We start from the raw sequence: 16,328 nt of genomic DNA, 5'->3' as shown, positions 1-16,328 counted from the left end.
GACACCAGTCATGCGCCGCGCCCTGATCGTCGTAGACGTGCAGAACGACTTCTGCGAGGGCGGCAGCCTCGCGGTGGCGGGAGGTGCCGACGTCGCTGCTGCCGTCACGGATCTCATCGGCCAGAGCGCCGGCGGCGGCTACCAGCACGTCGTCGCCACCCGCGACCACCACATCGACCCCGGCGACCACTTCGCCGTGGCCCCGCAGAGCCCCGACTACGAGCGCACCTGGCCTCCGCACTGCGTCGCCGGGACGGAGGGCGTGGGCTTCCACCCGAACTTCGCTCCGGCGGTCGCCTCCGGGGCGATCGACGCCGTCTTCGACAAGGGGGCCTACGCGGCCGCCTACAGCGGGTTCGAGGGGGCCGACGAGAACGGGGTGCCGCTGGCGCGGTGGCTGCGGGAGCGGGAGATCTCCGAGGTGGACGTGGTGGGGATCGCCACGGACCACTGCGTGCGGGCCACCGCGCTGGACTCCGTCCGGGCCGGGTTCCGTACGCAGGTCCTGCTGGAGCTGACCGCGGGGGTCGCCGCCGCCACGACCGAGGCGGCGCTGGAGGAGATGCGGGACGCCGGGGTCGAGCTGAGCGGGAAGCCCGTGGTGGCTTAGGCGCTGGTGGGGCTGAGGCGCAGGAGGGCTCGTATCGGGTGCCACAGCTCGCCCGTCGAGGCGTCCGGCGCCTCGCGCCACAGCAGGCCGTCCGGGTGGTGCAGGACCGCGGTGATCTCGTCCGGGGTCGGCGGGTGGGCGTTGCCCCGCAGGTAGACCGCGCGCAGGCCGAGGTTGCGCAGGCGGGTCAGGGCCCGGGCCCGGTTCGCCGCGTGCACGAGGACGCGGACCGCGCGCTCCCCGGGGCCCGGTGCGGGCAGGGTCAGCGCCACCACCACGCTGCCTCCGGGCAGCTTGCAGAACCCTCCTGCGGACATGACGGTCACACCCCCGTAAGACGCGGTGTCAATAAGGAACTCACAGGACGCACTCAAACACGATCGGCCGCGACCCGCTAGACCCAGCTAGCGCAGTCGCGGCCGATACGGTTGTGACCTGCGGCTTTACCGACTACTTCGTCGAGGGGCCGACCTTGATCGTCATCGAGGAGCCGTCGAGCGGCTGGCTCAGGACGGAGATCCGGGTGTGGGTGTCAGTTGTCTGGACGCTCCCGGTGGGGTTCTCCTTGTACCAGTAGGTGCCCTTGTGGTCGTCGAAGACCGGGACGCCGAGCTGGGCCGGGATCTTCGTCTCGACGCCCAGCTTGTGCAGCTTCATGCCCGGCACCGGGTACCAGCCGAAGGCGGCGTCGTACGGCGTGATCTTGTTGCTGATCAGCTTGCCGTCCGACCACTTCAGCGGCTTCGCGTGCGCGTCGACGGGGAGGATCAGCCCCTTGCCGGGGTGCTGGCCGACGTTGTTGTTGCGCTGCGAGGTGTCCCACTGCCAGACGACGAGGCCGGGGCGGTACTGGTAGTGCTCGACCCAGTCGTTCTTCGCGCCGCCGTCGCGCCAGCCGAAGTTGTACGGGCCGACCTTGAGGGTCTTGTCGTAACTCACGTACTGGCGGTTCTCCGCGAGGTAGAACTGCGGGAAGTCGCCGCTGATGGAGGCGCCGACGCGCGAGAAGCCGCGCGCGGTCCAGCCGTTGTCGTCGCCCTCGGCGTCGTCCGTGAAGACCGCCGCGCCGTCCGCCTGCACCGAGAGGTTGTCGGCGGTGAAGCCGAGGCCGCCCGCGCCGCCGTCCGTCTTGTAGCGGAACCGGATGTCGATCTTCTTGCCCGCGAACTCGTCGAGCGGGTAGACGAGGTGCTGGAACGTGGTGGAGTCACCGGTCAGCGCGGGCTTGTCGCCGCCGTCGCGCGGGATGGTGACGCCGTTGGCGGTGCCGTCGATCGACTTCCAGCTCGCGCCGCCGTCGGTGGAGACCTGCGTGTACAGGTAGTCGTAGTCCTTCTCGATGTTCCACCAGCCGTCGAGCTCCAGCGCCGCCTTCGCCTTGCCGGTCAGATCGACCGTGCGCGACAGGGTGTTGTCGAGGTCGTCGCCGTAATCCGACCACCACTGCTTGGATCCCTGCGGGGGCTGCACGATGTCGGTGGTGACGTGCTTCTGCGGCAGTTCGACGACGAGCGCCTGCTTCAGCTTGGTGTTGTACTCCGACACGCCCAGCTTGTGCAGCGAGTTGGTCGCCGCCTTCGCCTTGTCGTAGTTGAGCCAGCCCAGCTGGAGCTTGTCCCAGGCGGTCATGTCGCCCGGCATGTCGCCGATCTCGTTCTTGCCGGTGCCGAGCCAGGAGCCCGCCGACATCAGCGACCAGAAGCCGACCGAGTTCTCGGCCGCGTTCGAGGTGTCGTAGAGGTCGGGCAGGCCCAGGTCGTGGGCGTACTCGTGGGCGAAGACGCCGAGGCCGCCGTTCTCCGGCTGCATCGTGTAGTCGCCGACCCAGATGCCCGTGTCGCCGACCGGGGTGCCGCCCGCCTTGAAGCCCGTGGGGCCGGTGTCGCCGTCGTCGCGGCTGTAGGCGTAACCGCGGTGCGCCCACAGGGAGTCGCCGCCCTGCGCGCCGCCGCCGGCCGACCCGTCCTCGCCCGCGTGGACGATCTGGAAGTGGTCGATGTAGCCGTCCGGCTCGTTGAAGTTGCCGTCGTTGTCGTGGTCCGTGCGGTCCCACTGGTCGTACTGCGCGAGGTCGGCCTTGATGTCGGCGTCGGTCTTGCCGGCCGCCTTCTGCTGCTCGACCCAGGCGGTCACGCCGTCGCGGACCAGGTCCTCGACGTTCGGGCAGTTGTCGGCGCCGCAGTAGTTGGAGCCGTAACGGGCCTCGTTCCACGGGACCTTGACCCAGTCCGAGACCTCGCCGTCGACCGAGTAGCGGCCCGAGGACGTCTTCTCGTAGTACGTCTTGAGGGAGTCGACGCCCTTGCCGGAACCGAAGTACAGGTCCTGGTAGTGCTGCGAGTTGTAGTCCTTCTGCCAGGCCGTGCTGTTGTTCGTGGCACGGTCCGGCTCGGCTATCCGGTTGTGCAGCGGGCCGGGCGTGCCGCCGTACTTCGGCTTCGGCTCGGGGGTGTTGTCGTCCGCGCGGTCCACCAGGGTGGTGTTGTCGACCTTGTCGCCGAACTCGGTCAGGATCGTGAAGATCTTGTCCGTGCGCTCGCGGCCCAGCTCGACGTACTTGCCCCGGCCGAGGTCGACGACCTTCGAGCCGTGCTTCTCCTGGACCTTGGACTTGCCTTGCAGGACGTTCTGCAGGGCGGTCTGCCGCTGCTGCTCCTGCTGCTTGCTGAACGGGCCGTCCATGACATGGCCCTTGCCCCCGTACGTCTTCCCGGAGGTCGTGCTCGTCGCGGCCGGCGCGTCGGCCTGGGCCGTCGTCGCCAGCGCGCCCGCGGCCGCGGTGGCGGTCAGGGTCACGAGCACGGCGGCGGATCTCAACGCCCGTCTCTTGGTCGTCACTTGAGTGGTCCCCTCTTCCGTGGCGGATGCGCCACGTGTCACAAGTGACGCCATTTGAACGGAAGTAGAGGCGAAATAACAGTCCTTGACTGTGACGTTTCCGTTGCACTATGCAGGGGGGCGGCTCCGGAATCCGGACAAGCGCCCCGATACGCGACGGCGCGCACCCCGTCCAGCTGATGGACCCGGTGACTCCGTGCGCCCCCCGTGCACCGGCACTGTGGGTTAGGTCATGCTTACTGGCCGTTCCGCTCGGGCACAGGTCCGAATAGAGTGCGGGCCGACGGTGGGACCCACCGGTTGCGCCCTTCTCGCACCCCCTGATGTCACGAGGACGGATACCGCCATGCCTCGCCCGACTGTCGCACAGCTCCTCTACGGTTCCGGCACCGTCATCTGTTCCACCGTCGCCATGCTGCTGCTGTCACAGACGAGTTCGGGTCCCGGCGTCGGCGTGATAGCGGTGTCGGCGCTCATCCTGGGACTCTTCGTGGCCTTCTCCGTGCCCACCCGCCGGCCGGCGGCCGGCGCGGGAGAGCCGGCCGGCCAGGAGCCGAAGCGGGCGCCCGGCCGGCGCGTCCCGGCCCACGCGCCCGGCTCCGTCGCCCGGTCCGTCCGGGAACGCGAGCCGGCGGGCCCGTGAGCCACGGACCCGCCGGACGTACCGCAGCGCCTCGCGTCAGGCGGTGCTGACCACCACCGTCTTGGCGGCCTTGTCGTGCAGGCCCTGTCTGTAGGGCTTGTCGAAGAAGCTCCAGCCGCCGCAGATCGCCGTCCAGATACAGGCGCAGCAGAACACGGCCGGAAGCCACAGCACGACCGCGCGCAGCAGATTGCTCTGCACGCTGGGGGTGGCGCCGTTGTCGAGGTTGGCCACGCGCAGTTTCAGCAGCTTCTTGCCGAGCGTCTGGCCGGTCCTGGCCATCATGACGGTGTCGTAGCCGATGTAGAGCACGGCCGCCAGCAGCGACTGTCCGAACTGGCGGCCGTACTGGATCTTGTCGGGGTCGGTCTCGTACTCGGAGGTCCCGAACGCCCAGGAGAGCAGGCCCACGACGATGCCGACCAGGACCAGGTCGATGATCCGGGCCAGGACGCGCTTGCCGCTGTCGGCCAGCGGCGGCATCCCGGCCGTCGGGTCCTGCGCGCCGTAGCCGCCGCCCGCGCCGTAGGGGTCGCCGCCGCCGTACGGCGGCGGGGCGCCGCCGCCCGGCGGGGGCGTCGCGCCGTAGGGGTTCTGGGGGGTGTCGTACGGGTTCTGGCCCGGGCCGGGGTCGGGGGGCTGCGGGCCGTCGTACGGGGAGCCGCCGCCCGGCGGGGCCGGGGGCGGCTTGCGGAACGGGTCGTCGTCCGGCGGGCGGCCGGATCCGTTGGGCGGCGGTTCGGTGCTCATGGCCCGAGTGGACCGCGAACCCGGGCGCCACGCACCCGGCGGGCCGCCGTCCGGATGAGCCGGACGGCGGGCGGGCTACCCGGCGACGAACGTCCGCGCGAGCTTGTCGTGCAGGCACTGGCGCCACGGCCGGTCGACCGCCCCCCACAGGACGCCGAGCACCCCGATGACGAGGACGCCGGGCACGGCGTAGGCGAGCCAGCGCCACAGGGCCGCGCCGAACGACGGGGAGTCGCTGCCCTCGATCTCCCGCACGCTCAGGCCCATCAGCTTCTTGCCCAGCGTGCGGCCCCACTTGGCGGTCGGCAGCGCCTCGTACAGGACGCCGAAGACGAGCAGCACGGCGAGGACGATGCCGAGGTACGTCGCGGTCGTGCCGTCGAGCAGCCAGACCGTGACCTGCCGGCCCGATGCCTTGGCCGCGTCGATCTTGCCGTCGATGTGGTCGAGGGCGCGGGTGCCGAGCGGTACGGCTGCCGCCGCGGTGACGGCGCCCAGGACGAGCGAGTCGATGAGCCGCGCCACGAACCGCTTGCCGAGGCCCGCGGGGCGCGCGGACGCCTGCGCCTGCGCGGCGGCTAGGAACGGGTCCTCTGCCACCGGCTTGAACGGGGTGACCGGCCCGTCCGGCTCCGCGCCCCGCGGTGTCGCCAGCTGGTGCACCTGCTGCGCCCAGGACGACGAACCGCCGCCGGGGCCCGGGGTGACGGGTGTGGCGGGCGCGGCGGATTGGGGGTAGCCGTACGCGGGCGCGGGCGGCGGGTAGCCGTATCCGGGGTGCTCCTGCTGCGGGACCGGGGCCGGCCCCGGCTGGGGGTAGCCGTACCCGGGCTGCGCGGCGGGGGCGCCTGCCTGCGGCCGCGCGCCTTCGAGACGCGGGTCCGGGACGGACCCACTCTGCGGGTGGCGTCCCGCGCGGACCGGGGCCGGTGAAGGTGCCTGGGGCCGGGCGGCCGCCGGGGGCTGGGCCTGGGCCGGGGGCTGCGCTTGCGGCGGGGCCTGGGAGGCGGCCGGGGACTGTGCCGGGGTGTGAGACGCGGCCGGTGACTGGGCCGCAGCCGGGAACGCGGCCGGGCCTTGCGCCGCGGCCGGGAACGCGGCCGGGGACTGCGCCGAACCCTGGGACTGTGCCGGGCGCCGAGAGCTGCCCGGGGACTGTGCCGGGGCCGGGGACTGTGCCGGGGTGTGAGACGCGGCCGGTGACTGGGCCGCAACCGGGAACGCGGCCGGTGACTGCGCCGAACCCTGGGACACGGCCTCCCTCCGAGACCCGCCCGGGGACTGAGCCGGGGCCGAGGGCTGCGCCGGGGCCTGGGAGGCGGCCGGGGTCTGAGACGCGACCGGTGACTGGGCCGGGGCCGGGAACGCCGCTGGGGACTGTGCCGAAGACTGAGGCGCGGCCGGGGTCTGTGTCGGGGACTGATGTGGTGCCGGGGTCGAGGGCTGCGCGGTGCTCTGTTGTGGTACGGCCCGGATCGTCATCGTGCCGTCGGCGCGCGGAGCCGCAGGTACGTCGCCGGGCCCGGTGGGCTCCTCCGCGTCCACGCCGGAGGCATCCGCGCCCCAGGAGACGCGGCGGTCCTGCTCGCCGCCGAAGCCGGTCTGGTGGGAGGTGTCGGCCGCCCACGCGGAGGCGGGCTCGGGCGAGTCCGCCTCCTCGCCCGTCTCCGTCCGTACGGAGGGCTCCTCGTCGAGGAAGACCGGTCCGGTCTCCTCGACGGGTCCGGGCGCCGGACCGGCCGGGACCGGCAGGGCCTCGCCTTCGGACGGGGCGGGGCGGCTGGTGCCGGGCACCCAGGCGGCACCGTTCCAGTACCGGACATATCCGGGAATGGACGGGTCGGGGTAATAGCCTTCGCGGGGCCTGTCGTCACCGGGGGCCGGGGTTGGGGCGCTCATGTCCGTCGTCCCGTATCTGCTCGGGGGTCTTGTTGTGGCCTCCACATCTATCAGACGGCCGCACCCGCCCGTGCCGCTCCGCCGGTACGCCCCACTTTCCGGGCAACGCGGCGGGTACCGCACCCCGCACGGCGGCCCCGCGCAGAAACTTCGGCGAACTCGCGTAATGGCGCGGGGACATCGCGCTCTCTCCCGGTACGGGCCCGCTCCAGGGCCCCGTACCGAGGAGAGGAAACGCACGTGACGCACACCGTGGTGGAACGCGAACTCGAGCTGCAATTGGTGCTGTCACCGGAGCGGAGCATCCCCGTACCGGCCCGCCTGACCTACCGGACCGACGACCCGTACGCCGTCCACATCACGTTCCATCTGGGCTCGGAGCATCCGGTGCACTGGACGTTCGCCCGCGAGTTGCTGGTGGAGGGGGTGTTCCGGCCGTGCGGCCACGGGGACGTGCGGATCTGGCCGACGAAGGTGGACGGGCGCAGCGTCGTGCTGATGGCGCTGAGTTCGCCGGACGGCGACGCGCTCCTCGAAGCGCCGACCGTGCCGGTCTCGGCCTGGCTGGAGCGGACGCTGCGGGTGGTCCCTCCGGGCTCTGAGGCCGGGCAGCTCGGCATCGACGACGGCCTCGCCGAGCTGCTCGCCACCACCCCCTCCGCCCCGGCCGCCGACGACCTCTATCTGCGCGACCCGTGGCCCTCGGACGAGTCGTCGCCCGACGAGCGGTGAGGGGGCGGCGTCAGAAGAGCTTGCCCGGGTTGAGCAGGCCCAGCGGGTCGAAGGCCGCCTTGACCGCACGCTGGACGTCGACGCCGACCGGGCCGAGTTCGCGCGCCAGCCACTCCTTCTTCAGGACGCCGACGCCGTGCTCGCCGGTGATGGTGCCGCCGAGTTCCAGGCCGAGCGCCATGATCTCGTCGAAGGACTCGCGGGCCCGGCGGCCCTCGTCGGCGTCCTGGGCGTCGAAGCAGACGGTGGGGTGGGTGTTGCCGTCGCCCGCGTGCGCGCAGACGCCGATGGTCAGGGCGTACTTGGCGGCGATGCGCTCGACGCCTTCGAGGAGTTCGGCGAGGCGCGAGCGCGGCACGCAGACGTCGTCGATCATGGTGGTGCCCTTGACCGCTTCGAGGGCGGTGAGGGACAACCGCCGCGCCTGGAGCAGCAGTTCGGACTCGGCGGTGTCCTCGGCGGGCACGACCTGGGTGGCGCCCGCGGCCTCGCACAGGGCGCCGACGGCGGCGAGGTCGCTCGCCGGGTCGGGGGTGTCGAAGGCGGCGAGGAGGAGCGCCTCGGTGGTCTCGGGCAGGCCCATGTGCGCCATGGCGTTGACGGCCTTGACGGTCGTGCGGTCCATCAGCTCCAGGAGGGACGGGACGTGGCCACCCTCCATGATCGCGCAGACCGCGTCGCAGGCGGCGGTGGCGGACGCGAACTCGGCGGCGAGGACGAGCTGGCGCGGCGGCCGCGGCTTGAGCGCGAGCGTCGCCCTGACCACGATGCCGAGGCTGCCCTCGGAACCGACGAAGAGGCGGGTGAGGTCGTAGCCGGCGACGCCCTTCGCGGTGCGCCGGCCGGTGGAGAGCAGCCGGCCGTCGGCGAGGACGACATCGAGCCCGAGCACGTACTCCGCCGTGACGCCGTACTTGACGCAGCACAGGCCGCCGGAGGCCGTGCCGATGTTGCCGCCGATGGTGCACATCTCCCAACTCGACGGATCGGGCGGGTAGTACAGGCCCTGTTCGTCGACGGCGCGGGAGAGGACGGCGTTGACGACGCCCGGTTCGACGACGGCGATCCGGTCGACCGGGCTGATCTCCAGGATGCGGTCCATCTTGACGAGCGAGAGCACGATGCAGCCGTCGGAGGCGTTGGCGGCGCCGGACAGGCCGGTGCGGGCGCCCTGGGGGACGACGGGGACGCGCAGGGCGGTGGCGGTGCGCATGACGTGCTGGACCTGTTCGACGGTGCGGGGCAGGACGACCACGGCGGGGCTGCCCGCGGCGCAGAAGCTCGCCATGTCGTGGGCGTAGGCGGCGGTGACGTCGGGGTCGGTGACGAGCGCCTCGGCGGGCAGTCCGTCGCCGAGCAGTTCGATGAGGGTGCGGCTCATGATCACAGCCTGGCACCCGGGGCGATCGGTGTGAACCCGTCTGCGAGGTGGGTCGCGGCCCCTGGGCAGTTCTCCGGCCGACGCACCGTCGTGGTTGCTCGCGCAGTTCCCCGCACCCCTGAGATGCGCACTGCGTGCGCCGTCTCCTCGGGCCCCCGCTGGGGCGCGGGGAACTGCTCAGAGCGTTCGGGCGGCCCGGGGTCAGAGGTTGCCGCGCTTTTCCTGTTCGCGCTCGATCGCTTCGAAGAGCGCCTTGAAGTTGCCCTTCCCGAAACCCATCGACCCGTGCCGCTCGATCATCTCGAAGAAGACCGTCGGCTTGTCCTGGACCGGCTTGGTGAAGATCTGGAGCAGGTAGCCGTCCTCGTCCCGGTCGACGAGGATCTTCTGCTCGCGCAGCGTCTCGACGGGGACGCGGGTCTCGCCCGCCCACTCCCCGAGGGTGTCGTAGTAGGAGTCGGGGGTGTCGAGGAACTGGACCCCGGCCGCGCGCATGGTCCGTACAGAGGCGACGATGTCGTTCGTGGCGAGCGCGATGTGCTGGACGCCGGCCCCGCCGTAGAACTCCAGGTACTCGTCGATCTGGGACTTCTTCTTGGCGACGGCCGGCTCGTTGATCGGGAACTTGACCTTCAGCGTGCCGTCCGCCACGACCTTCGACATCAGCGCGCTGTACTCGGTCGCGATGTCGTCGCCCACGAACTCCTTCATGTTCGTGAAGCCCATGACCTTGTTGTAGAACTCCACCCACTCGTTCATGCGGCCGAGTTCGACGTTGCCGACGCAGTGGTCGATTGCCTGGAAGGTCCGCTTGGCGGGCGGCTCGACGATCGGGGCCGCGGTCTCGAACCCGGGCAGGTAGGGGCCGTCGTAGCCGGCGCGCTCGACCAGGGTGTGCCGGGTCTTGCCGTACGTGGCGATGGCGGCGAGGACGACGGTGCCGTGCCCGTCCTTGACCTCGTGCGGCTCGGCGATGCCACGCGCCCCGTGCTCGACGGCGTAGGCGTACGCGGCGCGCGCGTCCGGCACCTCGATGGCGAGGTCGACGACGCCGTCGCCGTGGGCGGCGACATGGTCCTGGAGGAAGTGGCCCCACTCGGTGGACGCCTTGATGACGGAGGTGAACACGAAGCGGGCGGAGCCGTTGGTCAGGACGTACGAGGCGGTCTCGCGGCTGCCGTTCTCCGGTCCGGAGTAGGCCACGAGCTTCATGCCGAAGGCGGTGGAGTAGTAGTGCGCGGCCTGCTTGGCGTTGCCCACGGCGAAGACGACCGCGTCCATCCCCTTGACCGGGAAGGGGTCGGCCTGCCGGGCGGTGTCGGGGGTGTGCTGCGAGGACGAGTGTGTGGTCTGCGTCATGGGGGGAGGCTCCCGCCGTTCCACAAGGTGCGCAACAGTTCGCGTATCGGCTGGACAATCTGTTCAGGGACCCGCCGGTTCCGGCAGACTGATTGCACAGGATGACCACCCGGGAGGCGCGCATGCCGATCGATCATCTGGACGGGCGGCTGATCCTGCTGCTGGCCCGGGAGCCGCGGATCGGGGTACTGGAGATGTCGCGGCGGCTCGGCGTCGCCCGCGGCACCGTGCAGGCCCGCCTGGACCGGCTTACCTCGAACGGAGTCATCCGCGGTTTCGGCCCCCAGGTCGATCCGGCGGCGCTCGGCTACCCCGTCACGGCGTTCGCGACGCTCCAGATCAGACAGGGCCAAGGAGCCGACGTCAGGGCGCATTTGACCGGGGTCCCGGAGGTCCTGGAGCTGCACACGACGACGGGCAGCGGGGACATGCTCTGCCGGCTCGTGGCCCGCTCGAACGCCGATCTCCAGCGGGTGATCGACCTGGTTGTCGGTTTTGATGGCATCGTCCGGGCCTCCACGGCGATCGTCATGGAGAACCCGGTTCCGCCGCGGATCATCCCGCTGGTGGAACAGGCGTCGGGAGATACCTGACGCCGGGCCCCGGGCCGGCGTGACGTCAGCGAGGTGCGATGAACTTCTGGGAGTACCTGGTCAACCGCCACCAGCAGTTGCTCGCCGACTCCTACCAGCACGCCAGCGCCGTCTTCCAGTGCATGGTGGTCGCCACCCTCATCGGCGTCCTCATCGCCGTCGTCACCTACCGCAGCGACTGGGCCGGGAACCTGGCGACGACGGCCACCTCGACCATCCTCACCATCCCCTCGCTCGCCCTGATCGGCCTGCTGATCCCGCTGGTGGGGCTCGGGGTCGCGCCGACCGTCATCTCGCTGACCCTGTACGGGCTGCTGCCGATCGTACGCAACGCCATCGTGGGGCTGCGCGGCGTCGACCCCACGCTGATCGACGCGGCCAAGGGCATCGGGATGTCCCGCCTGGCCCGGCTGTTCCGGGTGGAGCTGCCGCTGGCGTGGCCGCCGATCCTGACCGGCATCCGGGTCTCCACGCAGATGCTGATGGGGATCGCCGCCATCGCCGCCTACGCCTCCGGACCCGGGCTCGGCAACGAGATCTTCCGCGGCATCGCCTCCCTGGGCAGCGCCAACGCGCTCAACCAGGTGCTGGCCGGCACCCTCGGCATCATCGTCCTCGCCCTGCTCTTCGACGCCGCGTACGTCCTCATCGGACGGCTGACCATCCCGAGGGGGATCCGTGTCTGAGACCATCCCGGGGCGCACGCCCGAGCCGGGACCCGTACCCGTGGACGAGCGCCGCACCGGCGCCACCATCGAGCTGGAGAACCTCACCAAGCGCTACCCGGGCAGCGGCGACCCGGCCGTGGACAGCGTCGACATGGAGATCAGGGCGGGCGAACTCGTCGTCTTCGTCGGCCCCTCGGGCTGCGGGAAGTCGACCACCCTGAAGATGATCAACCGGCTGATCGAGCCGACCGGCGGCCGCATCCGCATCGGCGGCGAGGACGTCACCGACATGGACCCGGTGAAGCTGCGCCGCAAGGTCGGCTACGCGATCCAGTCCTCGGGCCTCTTCCCGCACATGACCGTCGCGCAGAACATCGCGCTCGTGCCGAAGATGGTGGGCTGGTCGAAGTCGAAGGTCACCGCGCGGGTCGAGGAGATGCTGGACCTCGTCGGGCTCGACCCGGGCGAGTTCCACGGCCGCTACCCGCGCCAGCTCTCCGGCGGCCAGCAGCAGCGCGTCGGTGTGGCGCGGGCGCTCGCCGCCGACCCGCCGGTGCTGCTGATGGACGAGCCGTTCGGCGCCGTCGACCCGATCACCCGCGACCACCTCCAGGACGAACTGATCCGCCTCCAGCACGAGCTGCACAAGACGATCGTCTTCGTCACGCACGACTTCGACGAGGCCATCAAGCTCGGCGACCGGATCGCGGTGCTGCGCGAGCGCTCGCACATCGCCCAGTTCGACACCCCGGAGGCCATCCTCACCAACCCGGCCGACGACTTCGTCTCCGGGTTCGTCGGCGCGGGCGCGGCGCTCAAGCGGCTCAACCTCACCCGCGTACGGGACGTCGAGGTCACCGACTACCCGACCGTCGGCGTCGACGACCCGCTCCAGGACATCTTCGACAAGCTGCGGGCCGCGGGCACGAACGAGCTGCTGCTCCTCGACCGGCGCCGCCGCCCCTACAAGTGGCTGCGCCGCGGCGACCTGATGCGCGCCAAGGGCTCGCTGGCCCGCGCGGGCACCCTGGTCCACGACACGGTGACCTGGGACGCGACCCTGCGCGACGCGCTGGAGGCGGTCCTCACCGACAACGCCGGCCGCGTCGCGGTCACCGGCCGGCGCGGCGAGTACGAGGGCGTCGTCGACATGGAGACCCTGATGAACTCCGTGCACGAACTCCTCGACGCCGACCGGCTCGAAGCGGTCGAGCACCAGCACGAGCTTCAGGAGCACCGGGCCCGCCAGACGCAGGCGGAGCAGGAGGGCGCGGGGGCCGGTGACGGAGGGGTGACGCCGTGAGCACTCCCGTGAAGCCGGGTGACGGGCGGCCCGAGGGCGAGCACGAGGTCAAGGGCCTCGCCTTCCGCGACGAGGGCGAGGGCGAGCAGGAGGCGCCGCCGCCGTCGGCCGCGCGCCGGCAGCAGCGCCGCATCACCTGGCAGAAGGTGACGTTCCTGCCGGTCGTGCTGGTGGCGGTACTGCTCGCGACCTGGCTCTGGTTCCGCAGCGCCGACCTGGACTCGATCTCGAAGAACGCGATCTCCGGCGGGCAGGTGTGGAAGGCGCTGCGCCAGCACATCACGCTCACGGTGATCTCGACGTTCTTCGTGCTGATCATCGCGATCCCGCTGGGCATCCTGCTGACCCGCAAGGCGTTCCGCAAGGCGACCCCGTTCGCCCTCACCCTCGCCAACATGGGGCAGGCGACGCCCGCGATCGGCCTGCTCGCACTCCTGGTCATCTGGCTGGGCATCGGCCAGAAGACCGCCCTGATCGGCATCATCATCTACGCGATCCTGCCGGTCCTCTCCAACACGATCGCCGGACTCAAGGCCAACGACCCGACGCTCCTGGAGGCGGCGCGCGGCATCGGCATGTCCCCGCTGGGCGTCCTCACCCGGGTCGAACTGCCGCTGGCCGTACCCCTGATCCTGGCGGGGGTGCGCACCGCGCTCGTCCTCAACGTCGGCACCGCGACGCTTGCCACGTTCGGGGGCGGCGGCGGCCTCGGCGTCCTGATCACCACCGGCATCACCAACCAGCGCATGCCGGTGCTGATCCTCGGCTCCATCCTGACCATCGCGCTGGCGCTGCTCGTCGACTGGCTGGCCTCGCTCGCCGAACTCCTGCTGCGGCCGCGCGGGTTGGAGGTACGGACATGAGGTACCGGATGCGGACGGCCGCGGCGGCGGTAGGCGGGCTCGTGCTGCTCGCCGGGTGCGGGCTCACCAGCGGCAGCCCGCTGGTCGACGACGTACGGCCCGGCACGGTCGGGCGGGGCGAGCCGCTGAAGGGCGCGAACATCACCGTCACGTCGAAGGAGTTCACCGAGCAGCTGGTCCTCGGCGCGATGATGGGCATCGCGTTCAAGGCGGCCGGCGCGGACGTCCTGGACCGCACCGGGATCCAGGGCTCGGTCGGCGCTCGCGAGGCCATCAAGTCCGGTGACGCGGACGCCATGTACGAGTACACGGGCACGGCCTGGATCACGTACCTCGGCAACTCCCACCCGATCCCCGACCCGCACCGGCAGTGGGAGGCGGTGCGCGAGGCCGACCTGAAGAACGGGGTCACCTGGCTGACGCCGTCCGCGCTCAACAACACGTACGCGCTCGGCATGAATGAGGCCAACTTCAAGAAGTACGGCACCAAGACGCTCTCCGACGTCGCCGCCCTGTCGAAGTCGGACCCGGGCGCCGTGACGCTGTGCGTGGAGAGCGAGTTCGCCAACCGCGCGGACGGGCTGCCCGGGATGGAGGAGGCGTACGGCATGAAGATCGGCGCCGGGAACATCACGCAGATGGACAGCGGCATCATCTACACGCAGGCCGCCAAGGGCAGTTGCACGTTCGGCGAGGTCTACACGACCGACGGCCGCATCAAGGCGATGAACCTGCGCGTGACCCAGGACGACAAGCACTTCTTCCCCAACTACAACGCGGCGCCCGAGATCAACTCCGCGGCGCTGAAGAAGTATCCGCAGATGGCGAAGGTGCTGGAGCCCATCACGAAGAGACTCGACAACACCGTCGCGCAGGAGCTCAATGCCAAGGTCGACGTCGACGGGCAGGACCCGCACGACGTCGCGAAGGACTGGCTGGTGCGGGAGGGCTTCGTCAAGGAGTGAGCCGGGCGCGGGTTCAGCAGGCGGGGACGGAGCCGGTGTCCTTTTCCAGGTCCGTCAGGGCGGTGACCGCGCCCCGGAGCGTGCTCACCGGGATCAGCCGCATCGACTTCGGCGCCGACGCCTTCGCGTCCGCACACTCCGCCTTCGGTACGAGGAAGACGGTGGCGCCGTCGCGGTCGGCGGCCTGCACCTTGAGGGAGACCCCGCCGACGGCGCCGACCCGGCCGGTGTCGTCGATGGTGCCGGTGCCCGCGACCGACTTCCCGCCGGTCAGGTCGGAGCCGCTGCCGTCGCCGTCCAGCATGTCGACGATGCCGAGCGAGAAGAGCAGGCCCGCGCTGGGGCCGCCGACGTCGCCGAGCTGGAGGGAGACCTTGACGCCGTCCGTGGTCGCGCCCTCGTCGTTCAGGTAGCCGAGGGCGGCCTCGGTGGCGGCGTCCTGGGAGCCCGTCATCTCCTTCTTGTTGTGCTCCTCGATCTCCTTGGTGGAGCCGCCCGACGGGTAGACGGAGTCCCGCGGCATGATCGCCCGGTCCTCCGCGAACCAGCCGTCGAGCACGTCGCCGAGGTGCACGGAGGCGTCCGGCCCGGTCGCCACGATGGTCACCGCGCGCAGCGCTCCGCGGGTGTCCCGGGTCGGGGCGCCGGTGATGTCGATGACGGGCTTGCCGTCGTCGTCGCCGAGCACGTTCGTGGTGGGGCCCGGCTGCGCCACCGAGAACGGCAGCGGGGCGAGGGCGGCCACCGCGAGCAGGGCGAGGGTGGGGAGCGCGCACAGGGTGAGGGCAGCGGGGCGGCTGAGGCGGTTGAGCACGGGGTCAATCTAACGTGGCCCGCGTTCGTTGCGCGGAGCGCCTATGGCAGGTCTTCTGCCCGCGGCCCCGGTGGGGGCTCCCCTGAAGGGGCGCACCCCGTCGTTTTTCGTCTGCCGGCCGGTGGGGCTTCTAGCACAGTTCCCCGCGGGCTGCCTCCAGGGGGCGGTACCCGCGTGACGGCGCAGGCCGGAACGGCGGCCCGGCGCACCACGTACCCCGGGTCACCAGAAACCGCCGCCTCAGCGGAGCGCGTCCGCCACTTCGCGCGCCGCGTCCATGACCCGAGGGCCCACCCGCTCGGGCACCGCGTCGGCCAGCATGACGACCCCCACGCTCCCCTCAAGACCGCTCACCCCGAGCAGCGGCGCGGCCGCCCCGCTCGCGCCGGCCTCCAGCTCACCGTGCGTGAGGGTGTAACCGGGCTCGGGCAGCACGCCGCGCCGGGAGGCGAGGATCGCCCGGCCCGCGGCCCCCCGGTCCAGGGGGTGGCGGAACCCCGTCCGGTACGCCACGTGGTAATCCGTCCAGGTCGGCTCGACGACGGCGACGGCCAGCGCCTCCGAACCGTCGACCAGCGTCAGATGCGCCGTCGCCCCGATGTCCTCGGCCAGCGACCGCAGCGCGGGCAGCGCGGCCTCGCGCACCAGCGGATGCACCTGGCGGCCCAGGCGCAGCACGCCGAGGCCGACCCGGGCGCGGCCGCCCAGGTCGCGGCGGACCAGGGCGTGCTGTTCCAGGGTGGCGAGCAGCCGGTAGACGACGGTGCGGTTGACGCCGAGCTTGTTCGAGAGCTCGGTCACGGTCAGCCCGTGGTCGGTGTCGGCGAGCAGTTTGAGGACGCGCAGTCCTCTGTCGAGCGTCTGGGAGGTCTCCGCGGTCACGACGCCCACTCCTTCATGGTGAGGTCGG

At 71.4% G+C, this 16,328-nt stretch carries 16 protein-coding genes; 8 read left to right on the top strand and 8 right to left on the bottom strand.

What is annotated here, in order from left to right; translation table 11 throughout:
- Nucleotides 1-10: 10 nt before the first annotated feature.
- Nucleotides 11-610 (top strand): isochorismatase family protein, encoded by a 600-nt coding sequence (locus ABZY33_RS25980; RefSeq protein ID WP_356494080.1) that lies wholly within the window; start codon nucleotides 11-13, stop codon nucleotides 608-610.
- Here ABZY33_RS25980 and ABZY33_RS25975 read toward each other — a convergent pair.
- Both ABZY33_RS25975 and ABZY33_RS25970 read right to left on the bottom strand, forming a co-directional pair.
- A complete protein-coding gene (locus ABZY33_RS25975; RefSeq protein WP_356494079.1) occupies nucleotides 607-927 on the bottom strand; it encodes a hypothetical protein in 321 nt (106 codons plus the stop codon). The genes ABZY33_RS25980 and ABZY33_RS25975 overlap by 4 nt on opposite strands.
- Before the next feature lie 133 nt (nucleotides 928-1,060).
- Nucleotides 1,061-3,448 (bottom strand): immune inhibitor A domain-containing protein, encoded by a 2,388-nt coding sequence (locus tag ABZY33_RS25970; protein WP_356494078.1) that lies wholly within the window; start codon nucleotides 3,446-3,448, stop codon nucleotides 1,061-1,063.
- Nucleotides 3,449-3,794: 346 nt separating this feature from the next.
- On the opposite strand from ABZY33_RS25970, the gene ABZY33_RS25965 reads away from it, so the two are divergent.
- Nucleotides 3,795-4,091, top strand: coding sequence for a hypothetical protein (locus ABZY33_RS25965; protein ID WP_356494077.1), 297 nt, complete (start codon nucleotides 3,795-3,797; stop codon nucleotides 4,089-4,091).
- Between the two features lie 36 nt (nucleotides 4,092-4,127).
- Here the strand turns inward: ABZY33_RS25965 and ABZY33_RS25960 are convergent, their stop codons facing one another.
- A complete protein-coding gene (locus ABZY33_RS25960; RefSeq protein WP_356494076.1) occupies nucleotides 4,128-4,841 on the bottom strand; it encodes an RDD family protein in 714 nt (237 codons plus the stop codon).
- A 75-nt stretch (nucleotides 4,842-4,916) separates the two neighbouring features.
- Nucleotides 4,917-6,740 (bottom strand): RDD family protein, encoded by a 1,824-nt coding sequence (locus ABZY33_RS25955; RefSeq protein ID WP_356494075.1) that lies wholly within the window; start codon nucleotides 6,738-6,740, stop codon nucleotides 4,917-4,919.
- Between the two features lie 240 nt (nucleotides 6,741-6,980).
- Between ABZY33_RS25955 and ABZY33_RS25950 the strand changes: the two genes are divergently transcribed.
- Entirely contained in the window at nucleotides 6,981-7,472 is a 492-nt protein-coding gene (locus ABZY33_RS25950) for an SsgA family sporulation/cell division regulator (protein ID WP_356494074.1), read from the top strand.
- Between the two features lie 10 nt (nucleotides 7,473-7,482).
- Here the strand turns inward: ABZY33_RS25950 and ABZY33_RS25945 are convergent, their stop codons facing one another.
- Together ABZY33_RS25945 and hppD are read right to left on the bottom strand one after the other, a co-directional pair.
- Entirely contained in the window at nucleotides 7,483-8,853 is a 1,371-nt protein-coding gene (locus tag ABZY33_RS25945; RefSeq protein WP_356494073.1) for an FAD-linked oxidase C-terminal domain-containing protein, read from the bottom strand.
- A gap of 201 nt (nucleotides 8,854-9,054) precedes the next feature.
- On the bottom strand, nucleotides 9,055-10,212 hold the full coding sequence (gene hppD / locus ABZY33_RS25940; protein WP_356494072.1) for a 4-hydroxyphenylpyruvate dioxygenase: 1,158 nt from the start codon (nucleotides 10,210-10,212) through the stop codon (nucleotides 9,055-9,057).
- A 122-nt stretch (nucleotides 10,213-10,334) separates the two neighbouring features.
- Here hppD and ABZY33_RS25935 point away from each other — a divergent pair, with 122 nt between their 5' ends.
- From ABZY33_RS25935 to ABZY33_RS25915, 5 genes are read left to right on the top strand one after another with little or no spacing between them, the layout of a single operon-like run.
- Nucleotides 10,335-10,805 carry an Lrp/AsnC family transcriptional regulator gene (locus tag ABZY33_RS25935; protein WP_356494071.1) on the top strand — a complete coding sequence of 157 codons (471 nt, stop codon included), beginning with the start codon at nucleotides 10,335-10,337 and terminating at the stop codon, nucleotides 10,803-10,805.
- A gap of 38 nt (nucleotides 10,806-10,843) precedes the next feature.
- A complete protein-coding gene (locus tag ABZY33_RS25930) occupies nucleotides 10,844-11,491 on the top strand; it encodes an ABC transporter permease (protein ID WP_356494070.1) in 648 nt (215 codons plus the stop codon).
- A gap of 40 nt (nucleotides 11,492-11,531) precedes the next feature.
- Nucleotides 11,532-12,776, top strand: coding sequence for a betaine/proline/choline family ABC transporter ATP-binding protein (locus ABZY33_RS25925; RefSeq protein WP_356494103.1), 1,245 nt, complete (start codon nucleotides 11,532-11,534; stop codon nucleotides 12,774-12,776).
- Entirely contained in the window at nucleotides 12,773-13,639 is an 867-nt protein-coding gene (locus ABZY33_RS25920) for an ABC transporter permease (RefSeq protein ID WP_356494069.1), read from the top strand. Before ABZY33_RS25925 ends, ABZY33_RS25920 begins: the two co-directional genes overlap by 4 nt.
- Nucleotides 13,636-14,604 (top strand): glycine betaine ABC transporter substrate-binding protein, encoded by a 969-nt coding sequence (locus ABZY33_RS25915; RefSeq protein ID WP_356494068.1) that lies wholly within the window; start codon nucleotides 13,636-13,638, stop codon nucleotides 14,602-14,604. Before ABZY33_RS25920 ends, ABZY33_RS25915 begins: the two co-directional genes overlap by 4 nt.
- A gap of 13 nt (nucleotides 14,605-14,617) precedes the next feature.
- Here the strand turns inward: ABZY33_RS25915 and ABZY33_RS25910 are convergent, their stop codons facing one another.
- Together ABZY33_RS25910 and ABZY33_RS25905 are read right to left on the bottom strand one after the other, a co-directional pair.
- On the bottom strand, nucleotides 14,618-15,418 hold the full coding sequence (locus ABZY33_RS25910; protein WP_356494067.1) for a S16 family serine protease: 801 nt from the start codon (nucleotides 15,416-15,418) through the stop codon (nucleotides 14,618-14,620).
- A gap of 240 nt (nucleotides 15,419-15,658) precedes the next feature.
- Complete coding sequence (locus tag ABZY33_RS25905; protein WP_356494066.1) at nucleotides 15,659-16,300, bottom strand: helix-turn-helix domain-containing protein; 642 nt, start codon at nucleotides 16,298-16,300, stop codon at nucleotides 15,659-15,661.
- Between the last annotated feature and the right edge of the window lie 28 nt (nucleotides 16,301-16,328).

This window comes from Streptomyces sp. NPDC006552 (assembly GCF_040611655.1).
Taxonomy (GTDB): Bacteria; Actinomycetota; Actinomycetes; order Streptomycetales; family Streptomycetaceae; genus Streptomyces.
The sequence above is the reverse complement of the archived record's forward strand: the minus strand, read 5'-3'. Positions and strand labels throughout refer to the sequence as shown.